Origin of the sequence: Chryseobacterium sp. CH25 (assembly GCF_004119455.1) — a bacterium.
Lineage (GTDB): Bacteria > Bacteroidota > Bacteroidia > Flavobacteriales > Weeksellaceae > Chryseobacterium.
Genome location: NZ_NRQT01000009.1, coordinates 1 through 17,377 on the forward strand (window position 1 = coordinate 1; position 17,377 = coordinate 17,377).

A 17,377-nucleotide genomic window follows, 5' to 3' on the forward strand; every position below is an offset into this window, starting at 1 on the left:
CAGCGCAGGCGTTCTTGAAGTAACTGATACGAACAATTATTATCCATTTGGATTGAATCATATCAGTGATTTTAAAGGTCTTTTGGGTGGGTATTTAAATTATAAGTACAACGGGAAAGAGCTCCAAGAAACGGGTATGTATGATTATGGAGCAAGGTTCTATATGCCGGATTTGGGAAGATGGGGGGTGATTGATCCGTTGGCTGAGAAAATGACGAGACATAGTCCGTATAATTATGCGTTTAATAATCCGATAAGATTTATTGATCCTGATGGTAGAGCTCCAGAACAAATAGAACCAGGAAGTCAAGCCGAATGGAATAGACAGAAACAGGCTGTCCAAGTTCAACAAACATTAGCTATTGCTGCTAATATTGTTACAGGTGGAGCATTATCGGATAAAGTTCAAAGTTTGACATCTACTCTTAACAATATGAACACATTGGAAGCAAGTACTCAAGTTTACAGTTTAAGCAGTATTAGTTCTTCAGGTATTGGGGGGACAACATATGATCCTAGTACAGGTAATATTGTTCTTACATATGGAACAGATGCTAATTTTGTACACGAAATGACTCACGGAGCGCAATTTGAATCTGGAGATATTGGTTTTGACGGAACTACAGGTAATGTAGTTGCTCAAGATATAGGAGACGAAGTTTCAGCGTATAAGTCGCAATATTTTTATGATCCTTCTTCAGTCTCTGGATTACCTTCAACATCGGGAACGACTGTAAATTCAGCTAACGATATTACTTCTGGTTGGGTAGAAGGACTTGATGGAGGTACTTTATATAATCCTGGAGGCAGAGCGAATACAGCCGTTGCACCATTAAATGTAAATTCGACAAAAACTGATTTGATTAATGCTTATCCTCATAATGCGGCTACGTTGAATACCTTACCCAGTACTTTTACCCTTAAAAACGGTTGCCCAAATATAAAAATCAAGTAATGAAAAAATTAGGAATATTTTGTTTATTTTTTGTTATATGCTCTTGCATTACAAAGAAGAACCTATATGGTAATTACCAATATAAAGGTGTTTCGAATGGTTTTCCAAAAGAATATAATCTTTTAATAAAAAAGATAGTTTTCATATATCGTACAAATCTCAAGACGCTTCTCCGAAATGTAGAGGTAAGTGGGAAATTTTACAAGATACTCTATATTTAAGATGTAATAAAGAAAACGTAGTTACTAATATGCTATCTAACGGTTATATGAATCAAAGAGATTATAAGCTTAAAATAATTGGAAATAAAAAACTTATGATGTTTAAAGAAAATATTATTTTAAATAAAAAATAATGCTTCTTTACACTACGCAAAGTCTCCCGACTTTGAGAGGATAATAAAAACCCACCGCAATTGCGGTGGGCTTTGTGTCGTAATTGCGGTTCTGTTTATATATAAAACAGAACTATAACTTTGGTATAGTCATTTAAATAAAAGATTCAGTATAATTTATTTAAATTTACCCAGGCAGATTACCCAAGACTCTAAGGTAACCCAGTATACCTACAGAGCCGATGGAAGTAAGCTAAAGAAGCTCTTTGGAAATTTAGAAACCGATTACCTAGATGGATTCCAATACAAATCTACGTTTTTAGTAGAGTCGTGGAACGGAGAAGGGATGTTTGTTCCCGATCCTAACGAAGTCCCGGAACTGAAACTAAGAATTATCCCTACTTCAGAAGGCTATTATGATGCTTTACTGAATCAGTATGTGTATAATTTTACAGATCATTTAGGAAATGTAAGACTAAGTTATACTGATACTAATAAAGATGGAATCATGCAACCTAGACAGTATTCAGTAACCCAGTGTATTGGTAGATTTTGTAACACAGTTTGGAAGCCTGGAGAGATTGTGGATGTAAATAATTATATTATCCATTCGGGATGTTGCATGAAGATAACGGAATTGCCCAGAATGCTTATCAGTACAAGTACAACGGGAAAGAGCTTCAAGAGACTGGGATGTATGATTATGGAGCAAGGATGTATATGCCGGATATTGGTAGATGGGGAGTGGTGGATCCGCTGGCGGAAATGTATCGTCGTCATACTCCATATGCTTATGCTGTAAATAATCCTATTTATTTTATTGATCCAGATGGAAGAGCTCCTTTTACTGATTACTTTGGTTTAAATGGAAGTTATTTAGGAACTGATGGTGTTAATAATGGAAAAGTAAGAGTTGCATTAAATTCTGCTGAAGAAAATAGAATTACATCTTCAATTAAAGACGGAAAAATAACTCTAAATTCTAAAGCCTATTCAGATGGTTTAATTGACCTACCTTCAGAGAATTTAATTTCTGAAATGGATGCAGCTTATTCTAAGATGGAAACTAACGGTATGAATGAACAAGCAATCGTAGTAGGAGATAAAAATGGTTTAGAAGGTTTAGCCACTGTTTCTAGCACAGATAAAGGAAGTGTAAAGACGGGTTTAGCTGAAAATGAACTTACAGGCAAAGGTTATGGTTTATCGCACAATATTCATACTCATGATGCTGTGTTGAAATTTGACACAAGTGGTAATGCTATCGTTGGTGGATTTAATCCATCTGGAGCCGATAAATCTGGAGCACTTTTCACTCAACCAAATGCAGTTCTGGGATATGATGTTGCAACTAATACAAGTAAAATAACAAGTGCTGAGATAACAAGTGCCCAAAGTACTGTTGGTAATTTTGTTCCATTAGATCCAGCTAACTATAATAAAATAATAACTTATTACAATAATTCCGGCTCTGTTCATACTATGAATTATGGTACTTTTAAAAATAACGTTGAAAAAATAAAAATAGGAGCTGCAATAATTAATCTTTCAAGACCTAGACCTCAATAATATGAAAAATCTTATTTTATTTTTATTTTTATTTTCTTCCGTTAATGCGCAAGAATTGAATTTATATTCCTTAATTAATAAAAGTTATTCTATTAATAAAGGAGATTATTCTACTGTTAATAATAAAAAATTAACTTTTATCATACCTAAGAATATATCTTTTTTAAAAACAGATTATATTGAAGAAAAATATTCTTTTGAAATAATACCCTTTAAAAATGAAGGTGATTTTAAAAATTTTCTAAAATTTCGAAATGATAATACATTTTTATTCGATATAATAATTGATAATATTTATGAAAACTCTTTAGTTGTAACACTAAAAATAATGTCAACTAATTATAAAATGTATTCTGAAGGTTCTTTTCCTTTTTTTATTTTTGAAGATGAAAGGAAGGTACTTCTCAAATACAATAGTAAAAGTAAAAAATGGATTTTCTCTAAAATAATTGAAATATCAGACGAACCCCATACATAAGCCGGGAGTTGGTAATATTCAATGCCTACCCATTTGGATTAAACCACATCAGTGAGTTTAAAAGCCTTTTGGGTGGGTATTTAAATTACAAGTACAACGGGAAGGAGTTGCAGGAGACGGGGATGTATGATTATGGAGCAAGGATGTATATGGCGGATCTGGGAAGATGGGGAGTCGTAGATCCACTGGCAGAAAAAATGACAAGACATAGCCCTTATAATTATGCATTTAATAATCCATTAAGGTTTATTGATCCGGATGGAAGAAGTCCTCTTACAGATTATTATAACTTAAAAGGTCAGCTTACAAAACATGTTGAAGATGGAAAACTTGATAAAAAAGTAGTTTTAACCACTAGTAAAAAGGAAGCTGATACAGATGTCACAATTAGTGCAGGTCATGTTATTAATCAGGTATCTAATGATCAATTAAAACAAATTGACGATATATATACTTTTGGTAAAACAGATAAAACAGGAACTGGAAAAGGATTTTTGTTTGGACAAAATGGGAAATCATCAAAAACAGTAACAGGAGAGAAAGCAGGAGAAGTTGGGGCTAAAGAATGGATAGATGCTAAGAAAGATTTGAGTGAAAAAGGTGATAAGACAGCTTCTGATGCCCACCTGCATCCTTTGCACTACGATAGTGATGGTAATGTTACTAGTTATGGAGCACCTACACCCTCACTAGGAAAAGGTAAAGATACAGACCCTAAAAATATGATAGGAAACACACAACCTTCTATGGTATTAGGATGGACTGAAAACCAAGGATCATTACCTTCTGGTCAAATAGGTGGAACACCGTCTCCTAATACATATACACCCACAGTAGGGTTTTATAATACAGGAGGTTCTATAATTACAATAGATTATTCATCATTTAAAAAAGCAATGAAAAAAATAAACAAATAATTATGAAATATTCAATCTTTTTATTATTGATTTTATTAATCAGTTCTTGTACTTCATATATTGATATATCAAAAATAATATAAATAATGATAGTATGATATTTGAGTATGGTAACAATGAAAATAAACTTAAATATATAAATAAAGTAAATGCTTCTGCAGATCACGAAATATATTATACAACAAATTTTTCAATAACGTTACCCAAGGGTATAATAAATTGGGCAAAGAGCGATAATAATTTTTTCTTTGAATATGATGATAAACAAATCATATACATATATTCTGCTTATAAAAATGAAGAAAAAGAATCTGATGATTGGAAGTTATTAGAAGTTGAACCTAATGATATCGGAAACTATTTGAATAATTACTGGGAGAAAAGGGGATATAAAGAAGAATATTTATTTAAAGAGCATGTTGGTAGAATATCAAAAATTTATACAAATGGGAAATACAAAATATTGCTTTATAATATAAAACCTGAAAAGTTTTCTACATTTACTCAAAGTGCAAAAACGTTTAATGTAATTTTTTAAAACAAAAAAGCCTAAAAAGAAAAAAAATGAGTTATAGATTTTTTTGTATTTTGCTGGTATTTAGTTCGCATTTTTATTCAGCACAAGATATAGAAGTAATGGAATTTACTTATGAAAATCGTATTAGCTATCTGAATTTTCATAATAAAAAACGGTAAGTCATGATGAAATAGATACATCGAAAAATCTATCTTTAATTACAAACAACATTCCGAATTTTAAGGATTTAAAAAAATGTAATAACAAAAATTGTTATACAATTTCTATCAATGATACTATAGTAAGTAGTGATTTTATTTTACCCAGTAATCTAAATATAAAGGATAAATTAAATAATGTAAAACCTTATATGAAGGATTATCTAAATAACCTTGTTACTAATCAAAAAGTATTAAAGAAAAAGTCAGGTTATATATTATATCAAAATGATCTTAAGAATGTGATTCTTATTGGTCTAAAAATGACAAAATCTTACTATAATATGCATACAGCTAATTTAAAATTATGTGGAAATCCTAATGATAAAATAGTAGTATATAGATTTTTAAATGGAAATGATGAATATGAAATTGAACATGGGTCATTATGATATTATTTTATAAATGATGTATTAAAGCTACTCAATGAGTAGCTTTAAAATAATAAGTACAACGGCAAAGAACTCCAAGAGACTGGGATGTATGATTATGGAGCAAGAATATATATGTCGGATTTGGGTAGATGGGGAGTATTAGATCCATTGGCTGAAGCTTCACGTAATTTTTCTCTATATAATTATGTATTTAATAATCCTATAAGATTTATTGATCCTGATGGCAGAAGTCCTTTTGATAATGTAGATCCGATTAAAAAGGGATTTACTATCACAACCATTAATGATTCTGAAGGCGAAAATTTAGGGCGTACTACGGATCGTTTTAATACTGCTAGAAAATTTTTTCAATCTCTTAGTGGAAGTGAAGTGACAGATGACTTAGTGACATCGGAAGATATTGAAAAAAAATCGGCAGTCATGATTACAAAAAAAACAACATCTTATAAATATTATAATAAGAATGGTAAAGAAATCAAGAGGTCTGAATACAAAAAGCTAATGGGATTAAAAGCACAACCTTATATCGTGAAATTGAATAAAAATGAATATTATATAGTAAACTTAAATCAAACTCCTAAAAATGAGTCATTTGAGGAAGAAGGTTATAAGTTAAATCATAGAATCCTATTAGAAAAATCTCTTATACGTCAAAATTATTCAGACTATACATCATTAGAGAACAAGAAGAATACAATAACATCACAAAGTGTAAAAGTGGTTGATTTAGAAACCGTAGACTTGGATTCCAATGTTAATCAGTCATTATTAATAGAAGTACAAAAAGCGCATATTTTCAACTATAATCAAATTAATAATCAAATAAATAAAGCTCATGATATCCTTAAACAATCAATGGAATCTACGTCTAAAATTGGTGAGTAAGTTTTTGTTTCATTTTTGTGCAATTCTTATTATAAATTTTATATATTTTCTTCTTGTCTATTATAATATTTTTGGATTAGAACAAATTATTAATGCTCGTAAAGTAGGAAGTAATAATGCAATGATAAATTTTATGACTATTGTATATTTAGTCCCATTAGTACTATCATATATATATTACATTATATTTATTTTTAGAAAAGAGAATTTATTCTTTAAAATTGTTTTTTTTATATTAGCTTTAGTATTATCTCAATAACCGTATTCTTATTATTTAAAAAGTTTTTGCAATGTCTTATTATTTTAAAAATGTAAAAGTAAACTTGGATTGTACTATTTTTTAGAGATCTAGATCTAAGTTTATAAACTTTTACTACAAAATAAAACCTGACATCAGTCAGGCTTATCTTTTAAACACACTTGTCAGCATCATATAGTCTGCAGGGACCGTTTTCACGATATTGGCACGTTCCATCTGGGCAGCTTTGTCCCGGTTGTGGAACCCATCCGCCTGAGATCGTTTTTAAATCCGTTTTTGTTAGTTTTTTTAGATTTCTCATACGTTTAATTTGGTTTTTAGTTACTCTACTCTGTAAGCTTTTCGAGGTCCGCTTGCAACGAATTTATAAAAAATGTTCAAATAAAATCACTGTCTGTAGAAAAAAGAATCAGATCTTGTAAATAAATGTAATTTTACAGAGATGCTTTTTAGTGCTACAAGCTAAAAGGTTACATTAGAAGATAAGAATTGGACTTATGGAAAGTAATACAGAAATAGAAATTGATAAATCCAGCAAAAGAATTATTAAAATATTTATAGCTGTTTTTGTAGGTATTTTTGTCATTACAATATTATATCTCATTATAAATTCAAACGAACTGGTAAAAAGACAATTATTATCTATTGAAAGGTACACAAGAGTAATTGATATTTATAATAATAAAAAAGAGCATAATTTTCCTTATGTTAAATATTCTAACGGAACTCAGAAAGTTTTAGGATTTTCATATCAAATAGGTGATTCAGTTTCAAAAAGTAAAGGTGATTCTGTTGAATATATTTTTAGAAAAGATAGCATAATAGTATATAATCTTTTTGAAGAGTCCAGAAAAAATGGATATTTAAAATAGAATAACACTTCCTTTAAGGAAGTTCCTATTTCGCAAATTCTCCTGACTTTGAGCTGATCAAATTCAGAAAAATATTACAGTTATTGATGCAGACGTGAATATAGAACTACGAACCCAATATAATTATAAGTGAAAACTTGTCACAATTCTCTACAAACAACGATCACAAAAATCATAAAACCAAGATTTTCATCTCTCACTGAAAAACCGTATTTTTGTACATCTAAAAAGTAAAAGAACGAATGAATTCCTACAAAAATCCATTGGAAGAGCGCTATTCCAGTGAAGAAATGTTGTTTAATTTCTCACATAATAACAAATTCCGTACCTGGAGAAAACTTTGGATCGCTTTAGCAGAGATCGAAAAAGACTTAGGGCTTGAAATTACAGACGAGCAGATCGCTGAATTAAAAGCTAATGCTGAAAATATCGATTTCGATAAAGCAGCAGAATACGAAAAAAAATTCCGTCATGATGTAATGGCTCACGTTCACACTTATGGTGATGTGGCGCCTTCAGCAAAAGGAATTATTCACTTGGGAGCTACTTCAGCTTTTGTAGGAGATAACACAGACTTAATTCAGATCCGTGACGGACTTTTAATCCTGAAGAAAAAGTTGGTAAACGTAATGAAGAATTTATCAGACTTTGCAATTCAGTACAAAGACCTTCCAACATTAGGATTTACACACTTCCAACCTGCACAGTTAACAACAGTAGGAAAAAGAGCTACCCTTTGGTTACAGAGTTTAGTTCTTGATATCGAAGAATTAGATTTCTTCCTTGAAACCCTACGTTTCAGAGGAGTAAAAGGAACTACAGGAACGGCTGCAAGTTTCCTTGAACTGTTCAACGGAGATTATTCAAAAGTAAAACACTTAGATAAAGAACTTTCAAAAAGATTCGGATTCGAAAAAGTATTCGGAGTTTCAGGACAGACTTACGATAGAAAAATTGATGCTAAAGTTGTTGCCTTATTAGGAAACATCGCTCAATCTGCTCATAAATTCACTAACGATTTACGTTTACTTCAGAACCTTAAGGAAATTGAAGAACCATTCGAGAAAAACCAGATCGGTTCATCTGCAATGGCGTACAAGCGTAACCCAATGAGAAGTGAAAGAATCGGGGCATTGGCAAAATATGTAATGTCTCTAACCACAAGTTCTGCAATGGTCGCTTCTACACAATGGTTCGAAAGGACATTAGATGACTCTGCTAACAAGAGGTTAACTATTCCTCAGGCTTTCTTAGCTGTTGATGCGATCCTATTGATCTGGAATAACATCATGAACGGAATCGTGGTATATCCAAACAGAATCAACAAGCATATTGAAGAAGAACTTCCTTTCATGGCAACAGAATACATTATCATGGAAGAAGTGAAAGCTGGTGGTGACCGTCAGGAAATTCACGAAGTAATCAGAGTTCATTCTATGGAAGCTTCCAAGAAAGTGAAAGAAGAAGGAAAAGAAAACGACCTGATCGAAAGAATCTTAAACGATGATTCTTTAAAATTAGATAAATCGAAATTAAAAGAAGTTTTAGATCCGAAGAACTTTATCGGGTTTGCACCAATTCAGACAGAAGAATTTGTCAAGAATGAAGTGCAGCCGATTATAGACCAGAATAAAGACTTAATAGGATTAGAAGCTGATCTTAAAGTATAAAACAATATGCAGCCTTTTGGGCTGCATTTTTTATTTTAAACCCAACCATGAACAAAGCCCTTCTATTCATAACAATGATTCCCATACTTGCTTTTTCTCAGGAGAAAGAAGTTTTGAAGTATTTTACTTCCAAAGACAATTTAGTAGGAGTAAAAAATCAAAAAGGAGAAATCATTATTCCTGCACAATTTAAAATTTACTCAGACCTTAAAGACGGAGAAGTTGTAGAAGGGGAAACAATTCTTTTTGATGGAAATAAAACAGGAGAGAACCAGGAAGTAAATGCATGGGGATATGTTTATGACAGGAAAGGCAATTTTTTATATCAGCCTTTTAGTTATGATAACGGACCTGATTATTTTGTAGAAGGATTAAGACGCTTTGTAAAAAAAGGAAAGATAGGTTTTGCTGATAGAAACGGAAAAGTGATCATTGAACCTAAACATGATTTTGTATATTATTTCAATTATGGATATGCTTCATTTTGTGATGGCTGTGATTGGGAAAAAACAGACGATGAGCATAAGAGAATAGTGGGTGGAAAATGGGGAATGATGAATGCTAAAGGAGAAACGGTTCAACCACTTACCCAACATTCTGATAAAGATGTGAAAATTGTTGGGAAATACTATCCATACCCTTTCCAATACAATGAAAAAGAGAAAAATATTCTCCAGTTTTTTGATCAGCAAAATAAACTGCTGTCAGATCTTTACTATGTAAACCAATACAATAAAATTCCTGAACAAGAAAAGAGATTATTTTTTGAAATTGTAGAAAGGCCAAAAGAAAACTTCCCCTATTATCAGGTAAACACCTATGATTATACAAAATATGATCTGGGAATGCTTAATCGTTTTAAATTCCTGGTTTCAGAAGATGGCAAATCATTTTACACGATAAGTTACAACGAAAAAAAAGTTCCTTTTGAAGATTGGCTGAAAAATGAAATAAAAGAAGCAAAACAATATCAAAAAGAACATCCTGATAACCCGAACAAATTCAAACATAACCGGAATTAAACTTAATGAGAAAAAACATACTTGTATTTATTTTTGCCTTGGTATTTGTGAAAAATCACGCACAAAGTGATAAAACAATGTACTCAATGATAGATGCTGCGGCTCAGAAAGTTGCTGCAGAATCCAAAGCATACTCAGTTTCTGTTGGAGTTATTAAAGATGGAAGAATCTACACCAAACATTTTGGGGAAATAGATAAAGGAAAAGGCAATAAAGCAAATGATAATACTTATTTCTCTATAGCTTCCGTTACCAAGCTTTTTACAGGCCAATTATTAGCTCAGGCAGTTCTGGAAGGGAAAATAAGTCTTGATGATGATGTACGCAAATACCTGAAAGGCTCTTATCCAAATTTAGAATATAACGGAGCTTCAATAAAAGTCCGTGACTTAATTTCTTATCAAACTGCTTTGCCTAGAAATCTACCTATTGATGATGAATTAAGGAAAAACATGAACGATGAGACCGCTTTTCTTTACGAGAAGCTCAACAAGGGATATACAAAAGAAGACTTTAAAAAAGATCTGGCTACTGTTACATTAAATATGGAGCCAGGTAAAGAATATAAATACAGTAATTTAAGCCTTGAGTTGACGGGGCTTATGCTGGAAAATATTTACGGAAAAAGCTATGAAACGCTTTTGAAGGAAAATATCTTCTCAAAAGCTGGAATGAACCATACCAAACTGGAGCTTGGTAAAAACGAAGCTCAGGCCAATGGATATCATGAAAACTATCGTCTGATGCCTGTTGCGCAAAGCCTTTTATGGGGAGCAGGTGGCTCGAAAACCGAATCTACAATGGGAGATATGGTGAAGTTTTTAAAAGAAGAACTCAATCCACAGGATAAAACAGTACAGGAGTCTCAAAGAAACATTAACAACAGCAAAGAAGGCTGGTATGGATATTTTTGGGATAAATATTGGATTACTCAACATGGTAAAAGAGGATTTAAGCATGGTGGATCCTATGGAATAAACAGTTTGTTTACTGTATTTCCTGAACTGAATATCGGAATCTGTATCATTGTGAACATCAATGGACCTGAAACATTTACCGCACTTTATAATGGGACGGATAGTTTAGTAACCGATCTTACTTCAACCTCAGATAAAAAACAAGTGTATGGATATTCCGTAAAGGGAGATAAAATCGTTTTTTCTTACACACATCCGAAAAACCTTGATGGAAACCTTATCAATACCGTTTCCGTAGCAGGAAGTTTCAATAATTGGGATGCTGAAAATAAAGAATATCAGATGATAAAAAAGGATAAAAATCTTTATGAATTGGAGGTTCCTGTCTCTAGATTTGAAAAAGGAAAACCTTATTCTTTTAAATTTGTATTGAATAAAGAAGAATGGATTGGTGCTTCTAAAAATACCTCCAATAATGATGGTACCAAAGATAATAATCTGGCATTCGTATTATAAGAAAAAGATTGAGGTTAAAGAAAGTAAAAAGAGTAAATTTGTACTCAATAAAATAGGGTGGATGATAACTCCCAAAAGAGCTGCCAAGGTGAATGGAACAGAAATTAATAATCTGACACTGGTACTCTGAACTCAGAAAAGTAAAAGAAAAATAAATCTAATATTAAAATCTGACATCTAATGTCTAATAACAAAAGAATTTTCGTAGAAAAAAGAGGAATTTTCGATGTTGAAAGTCCAAAAATTTTTGATGAAGTAAAAGCAGTTGTTCCGGCAATTCAAAGTGTGAAAGTATACAATGTGTATGACATTTTCAATTTGAATAACGGGGAATTTGAGAAAGTAGTAAACAATACTTTCGTAGATCCTGTGACTGATATTTTACATACAGAAAACCCTGCAAAAAGTATCCACTTCGGAATGGAGTTTCTGCCTGGTCAGTACGATCAGAGAGCAGATTCTGCACAACAGTGTATCGCTTTATTAACAGAAAATGAAAAATCAAAAGTAAGAAGTGGAAAACTCATCGAGTTTGTAGGAGTATCAGAAGCTGATTTGGTGAAAATCAAAGACCTTTTGATTAATAAAGTAGAATCTCAGGAAAAAGACCTGTCTGTACTGGATATTCCTGCTGATGAAACTCCTTCAAAAGTGATCATCCACGAAAATTTCATCAATTTCAATGATGCTGAACTTGAAAATTTCTATAATAATCACGGTTTTGCATTAGGATTAGATGACCTTAAATTTATTCAGGAATACTTTAAAACTGAGGAAAGAAACCCTACAGAAACAGAATTGAAGGTATTAGACACCTACTGGAGCGATCACTGTCGTCACACGACTTTCGAAACAGAATTGTCAGACATTCAGTTTGAAGGAAAATTCAAACAGACATTGGATACTATTTTCAATGACTATATCGAAAAAAGAAAATTCTTAGGCCGTGAACTGAAGCCTATTTCCTTAATGGATTTAGCAACAGTTTGTGGTAAATATTTCCATAAAACAGGAAACCTGGACAACCTTGTGATTTCTGATGAGATCAATGCATGTACCATCCAGATTGAAGCAGAATACGACGGTAAAAAAGAACCTTGGTATTTATTATTCAAAAACGAAACGCACAATCACCCAACGGAAATTGAACCTTTCGGAGGAGCTTCTACTTGTTTAGGAGGAGCTATCAGAGACCCTTTGTCAGGAAGATCATTTGTGTTCCAGGCAATGAGATTAACAGGTGCTGCAGACGTTTTAGAATCTGTAGATAAAACATTACCAGGGAAATTACCTCAAAAAACAATCACTAAACAGGCTGCAAACGGATATTCATCTTACGGTAACCAGATTGGTCTTGCTACCACAATGGTTTCTGAAATCTACGATGAAGGTTATAAAGCAAAAAGAATGGAAGTTGGTTTCGTTACCGGAGCTGTTCCTGTAGACTGGGTAAGACGTGAAAAACCTGCAAACGGAGATTCTATCATTATTTTAGGAGGAGCAACAGGTCGTGATGGAGTAGGAGGCGCAAGCGGAAGTTCAAAAGAACAGGACGAAACGTCTATCCACACCATGAGTTCTGAAGTTCAGAAAGGAAATGCTGTAGAAGAACGTAAGATCCAAAGATTATTCAGAAATCCTGAACTGACAAGATTAATCAAAAAGTCAAACGACTTTGGAGCAGGAGGAGTTTCTGTAGCCATTGGTGAAATTGCAGACTCTTTAGAAGTAAATCTTGATGTATTACCTTTAAAATACGAAGGACTAAACGGAACAGAACTGGCTATTTCCGAATCTCAGGAAAGAATGGCGGTTGTAGTAGACCCGAAAGACAAAGAAAAGTTCATTAAATTCTGTGAGGCTGAAAACATTGTTGCGGTAGAAGTAGCAAAAGTAACAGATTCAGGAAGAATGCAGATGTTCTGGAAAGGAGACAAAATCGTTGACCTTTCAAGAGCATTCCTTGATACCAACGGATGTTCAAAATCTCAGGAGGTAAAAATTAACCACCTTGAAGAAGTAAAAACAGAAACTAAGGCATTCAATGAAGAAAACTTCCTGAATACCTTAAAAGATAAAAACGTAGCTTCCCAAAAAGGACTATTGGAAATGTTTGACTCTTCCGTAGGAGGAACAACTGTTGCCATGCCTTTAGGAGGAAAATACCAACAAACCCTAATGGAAGGAAGTGTGCAGACGCTACCGATCTTAGGAGCAAAAGACATCAAAACCGTTTCTCTGGCAAGCTGGGGATTCGATGCTGAAATCTCAAAACAAAACTCACTATTAGGAGCATCTTACGCTGTAGTAGAAAGTGTAGCAAAGATTGTTGCCATGGGAGGTGATTATAAAAACATCAGATTAAGCTTCCAGGAATATTTCGAAAAGCTAGGCCAGTCTCCTGAAAAATGGGGTAAACCTTTAGCTTCTCTTTTAGGAGCTTATGACGCACAGATTAACCTTGGATTAGCTGCTATCGGTGGTAAAGATTCCATGAGTGGAACGTATCAGGATCTGAATGTACCACCAACATTGATTTCTTTTGCATGTGCAAACGGAGACAAACAGAATATCATTTCTCCGGAATTTAAAGCAGCAGGAAACAAAGTATATTTCTTCAATCACATCGCTCAGGAAAACGGTCTTCCAAACTATGATGGCCTAAAAGGAATTTATGAATTCATCTTTGAAAACATCAAATCAGGAAAAATCGTTTCTGTAAAAACAGTGAAAGATGGTGGAGTAGCTGTAGCATTGGCAAAAATGAGTTTCGGAAACAGATTGGGTGCTGAAATTAATGCTGATGAAAACACATTATTAGCTAAAAATATCGGTAGCTTAATTATTGAAGCTAAAGAAGAATTAAGCAATGTATCTCTACAGTTAATCGGAGAAGTAAAAGATTCAGGTACTTTAAAGGTTAACAATCTCGAAACCCGCATCTCGAACCTCGAATCTGCTTACACTGGTACATTCGAAAACCTTTTCCCAACAGTAGAAAAAGAAAAGATGACGGTTGAAATTGATGAAAAATCAAACTCTATCAACCCAAGAAATATCATCATCAAAAAGCATGGAATTGCACAGCCTAAAGTATTTGCTCCGGTATTCCCAGGAACCAACTGTGAGTATGATACTTTAAATGCATTCCAGAAAGAAGGAGCTGTAGTAAGCAGTCTGCCTTTAATCAATATCAGCCACCAGTTATTGGATGAAAGTATTGATGCTTGGGTAGAAGAGATCAGAACATCTCAGATCTTAGCTTTCTCAGGAGGTTTCTCAGCAGGAGACGAACCGGATGGTTCTGCAAAATTCATTGTCAACGTTTTAAAGAACGAGAAAATGAGAAATGCAGTTCACGAATTATTAGACAGAGATGGGATGATTATCGGGATCTGTAACGGTTTCCAGGCTTTAGTTAAATCTGGGCTATTACCTTACGGAAGAATTAAAAATCTTGATGAAAACTCTCCAACATTAGCTCACAACGCGATCAGAAGACATATTTCTCAGATGGTGACTGTAAAAGTAGTGAATGATGAAAGCCCATGGTTAAAAGGAATGAAAGGTCAAACCTTCACTATTCCAATTTCTCACGGTGAAGGACGTTTCATGGCTTCAGAAGAAGAAATCAAGAAGTTATATGAAAATGGACAGATTGCAACACAGTACATCGATTTCGATGGAAACATTGCTCACGGAATGCCGTTCAACCCGAACAATTCCTTATTCGGAATTGAAGGAGTTACCAGCCCATGTGGAAAAATCTACGGAAGAATGGGACACCCGGAAAGATTTACGGAAGGTCTCATGAAAAATATACCAACCGCGAATTATCACAACATATTCAAAAACGGTGTTGAATACTTCAAATAACAATACAAGAAAAATGATCGTCATCCATGGCGGTCATTTTTCGTCTTTAGAAGGTTTCTACGAAGAAGTGTCGAAGGTTTTAATGAAAGATACAGACTGGAAAGTAGGAACTTTAGATGGCTTTGATGATATTCTGTACGGTGGTTTCGGCGTTTTTAAAAACAAAGAGGAAATTGAAATCCTCTGGAAAGAATCACAAAAATCAAAAGATGATTTAGGATTCAAAGCAACCCAGAAATTCTACGAAAACAAAATCAAACAGGGAAAACCGTTCAACATAGAACTCATTCAACAAAAGCTAAATGATTTAACAGCAGGAAAAGGACAAACGTTGTTTGAAATCCTGGTAGAAATCATTGAATCACACGCCAATATTACACTAACCTTGAGTTGATGAGTAATAAGTAATAAGCAATGAATAATGAGTGGGAAATTTACAATAGTAACACTTATTTGTCTTCAAAGCTTTCCAGCCAGCTTCATCCAATCAACTTGTTGATTCCTTCTTAGCCTCCTAAAAATATTCTGTCTGTATAATAAAGCTTTGCGCCAAAAAATATATTTCAACCATTAAGAAAAATGAAGATTTTAAGATAAGTTAAGCTTAATCAAAGATAAATTTAGTAAGGCTGCTTATATAAAATAGCTTTAGTTATTTTTCTTAACTCTTCTTAATCACTTAAAAACTCTTAATGGTTCAAAATAATACTTTCAATATAATTTTATATTAAAAATTCATCGCAGATAAGCCAGATTCAGTAGATTTTCTCTTACTTTGAAGAATATTTGAAAAGCTTTAAATAAGGAGCAAAAATCAATAAACAAAAGAATTAATTGAATGAAGAAAATAGTGTATGGACTGTTCTTTGGAGACAGTATAACATATGGAGAATATGATGGTGTTTTTGGCGGTTGGGTAGATATTCTGAAGAGATATGCCCTGCAAAGATTCCACGAAGGAAGTGGTGATGAACTAATTCTATTCAATCTGGGAATAGGTGGAGAAACTACAGAAGGCCTATTGAAGCGGATGCCTGTTGAATTAGGAGCAAGAAATTCTGTTGATGGCAATCTGGTTTTCATAAGCTACGGAGCTAATGATCTTGCTATTAAAGAAGGAGTGCAGATTGTCAGCCCTGAAAATTTTAAAAATAATATCATCAAAGCAGTTCAGCATGCACAGCAGTTTTCTAAGGATATTTACCTGGTGAGTATTCTTCCTATCTCTAAAAATATAGATGGAGTAGTGGTAGGCTCAGGAAAGCTCAGATCAAACGAGGAAGTGCTTGTCTATAACGAAATATTGAAGAATATTACAACAGAGTATTCTTTAAGCTATATTGATTTTCATTCAGCACTGTTAGAGGATAAAGATATCCTGCTTTCGGCAGACGGAGTTCATCCTAATGAAAAAGGCTATGGAATGATGGCCGAAATTGCAATTCCAATCATTGAAAAATATTTATAATGCCTTATTTATTTTCTTATGGAACCTTACAGAAAGAGCAGGTTCAACTTGAAACATTCGGACGTATTTTAAAGGGTGAAAAAGACTTTTTATTAGGATACAAACTGAATATGCTTGAAATCACAGATCCGGAAGTTCTGAGGAAAAGTGGTCAGAAATATCATCCGGTCCTGGAATTCTCAGGAAATACGGATAATGAAATAGAAGGAATATTATTTGAAGTTACAGAAGCGGAAATCCTTCAGGCAGATGAATATGAAGTAGATGATTATAAAAGAATAGAAACTGTTTTTAAATCCGGAAACAAAGGGTTTATCTATGTAGGAGCATCTTCGGAAGTATAAAAACAGAGGTCTATTTCGTAATTATTAAAAAAATAAGATTAGTATACCCGATGTGCATTATGAATGCAAAGAAATAAGTTGTTCATTGTAATTTTTTTTACCACAAAACATTTACAATGAACAGCTTAATTGCAAATTACGAAAGAATTTTGGAGATTTTACGGG

At 33.1% G+C, this 17,377-nt stretch carries 15 protein-coding genes and 1 pseudogene; 15 read left to right on the top strand and 1 reads right to left on the bottom strand.

Going from position 1 to position 17,377, the window contains the following annotated elements; all coding sequences use genetic code 11:
* The 7 genes and pseudogenes from BOQ64_RS17885 to BOQ64_RS17915 all read left to right on the top strand — a co-directional run.
* Window positions 1-955: RHS repeat-associated core domain-containing protein (locus BOQ64_RS17885; protein WP_164975840.1), on the top strand; the 955-nt coding region annotated here is incomplete at its 5' end.
* A gap of 949 nt (window positions 956-1,904) precedes the next feature.
* A complete protein-coding gene (locus BOQ64_RS24920; protein WP_129057108.1) occupies window positions 1,905-2,858 on the top strand; it encodes an RHS repeat-associated core domain-containing protein in 954 nt (317 codons plus the stop codon).
* A gap of 1 nt (window position 2,859) precedes the next feature.
* Entirely contained in the window at window positions 2,860-3,336 is a 477-nt protein-coding gene (locus tag BOQ64_RS17895) for a hypothetical protein (RefSeq protein ID WP_129057109.1), read from the top strand.
* Window positions 3,337-3,344: 8 nt separating this feature from the next.
* On the top strand, window positions 3,345-4,253 hold the full coding sequence (locus BOQ64_RS24925) for an RHS repeat-associated core domain-containing protein (protein ID WP_410494458.1): 909 nt from the start codon (window positions 3,345-3,347) through the stop codon (window positions 4,251-4,253).
* 94 nt (window positions 4,254-4,347) lie between these two features.
* Window positions 4,348-4,791: a hypothetical protein gene (locus tag BOQ64_RS17905; protein ID WP_129057110.1), complete on the top strand. Its 444-nt coding sequence runs from the start codon at window positions 4,348-4,350 to the stop codon at window positions 4,789-4,791.
* 349 nt (window positions 4,792-5,140) lie between these two features.
* Window positions 5,141-5,380, top strand: a complete 240-nt coding sequence (locus tag BOQ64_RS17910; protein WP_129057111.1) for a hypothetical protein — start codon at window positions 5,141-5,143, stop codon at window positions 5,378-5,380.
* Between the two features lie 54 nt (window positions 5,381-5,434).
* Window positions 5,435-5,611 (top strand): annotated as a pseudogene (locus BOQ64_RS17915) (RHS repeat-associated core domain-containing protein); the annotation flags it as partial.
* A 1,067-nt stretch (window positions 5,612-6,678) separates the two neighbouring features.
* On the opposite strand, the gene BOQ64_RS17920 reads toward BOQ64_RS17915, so the two are convergent.
* Window positions 6,679-6,828 (bottom strand): bacteriocin-like protein, encoded by a 150-nt coding sequence (locus tag BOQ64_RS17920; RefSeq protein ID WP_129057112.1) that lies wholly within the window; start codon window positions 6,826-6,828, stop codon window positions 6,679-6,681.
* Between the two features lie 196 nt (window positions 6,829-7,024).
* On the opposite strand from BOQ64_RS17920, the gene BOQ64_RS17925 reads away from it, so the two are divergent.
* The 8 genes from BOQ64_RS17925 to BOQ64_RS17960 all read left to right on the top strand — a co-directional run bounded on the left by BOQ64_RS17925 (window position 7,025) and on the right by BOQ64_RS17960 (window position 17,212).
* Entirely contained in the window at window positions 7,025-7,399 is a 375-nt protein-coding gene (locus tag BOQ64_RS17925; RefSeq protein WP_129057113.1) for a hypothetical protein, read from the top strand.
* A gap of 242 nt (window positions 7,400-7,641) precedes the next feature.
* The gene (gene purB / locus BOQ64_RS17930; RefSeq protein WP_068943786.1) at window positions 7,642-9,069 is read left to right on the top strand and encodes an adenylosuccinate lyase; all 1,428 of its coding nucleotides are present in this window, start codon (window positions 7,642-7,644) and stop codon (window positions 9,067-9,069) included.
* Between the two features lie 74 nt (window positions 9,070-9,143).
* A complete protein-coding gene (locus tag BOQ64_RS17935) occupies window positions 9,144-10,091 on the top strand; it encodes a WG repeat-containing protein (RefSeq protein ID WP_228448455.1) in 948 nt (315 codons plus the stop codon).
* A 5-nt stretch (window positions 10,092-10,096) separates the two neighbouring features.
* Window positions 10,097-11,524, top strand: coding sequence for a serine hydrolase (locus BOQ64_RS17940; protein WP_129057115.1), 1,428 nt, complete (start codon window positions 10,097-10,099; stop codon window positions 11,522-11,524).
* 180 nt (window positions 11,525-11,704) lie between these two features.
* Window positions 11,705-15,400 (top strand): phosphoribosylformylglycinamidine synthase, encoded by a 3,696-nt coding sequence (locus BOQ64_RS17945; RefSeq protein WP_129057116.1) that lies wholly within the window; start codon window positions 11,705-11,707, stop codon window positions 15,398-15,400.
* Window positions 15,381-15,794 carry a ribonuclease inhibitor gene (locus tag BOQ64_RS17950; RefSeq protein ID WP_129057117.1) on the top strand — a complete coding sequence of 138 codons (414 nt, stop codon included), beginning with the start codon at window positions 15,381-15,383 and terminating at the stop codon, window positions 15,792-15,794. The genes BOQ64_RS17945 and BOQ64_RS17950 overlap by 20 nt, the downstream gene beginning before the upstream one ends.
* A 444-nt stretch (window positions 15,795-16,238) precedes the next feature.
* On the top strand, window positions 16,239-16,868 hold the full coding sequence (locus tag BOQ64_RS17955; RefSeq protein ID WP_129057118.1) for an SGNH/GDSL hydrolase family protein: 630 nt from the start codon (window positions 16,239-16,241) through the stop codon (window positions 16,866-16,868).
* The gene (locus BOQ64_RS17960; protein WP_129057119.1) at window positions 16,868-17,212 is read left to right on the top strand and encodes a gamma-glutamylcyclotransferase family protein; all 345 of its coding nucleotides are present in this window, start codon (window positions 16,868-16,870) and stop codon (window positions 17,210-17,212) included. The genes BOQ64_RS17955 and BOQ64_RS17960 overlap by 1 nt, the downstream gene beginning before the upstream one ends.
* Window positions 17,213-17,377: the final 165 nt, after the last annotated feature.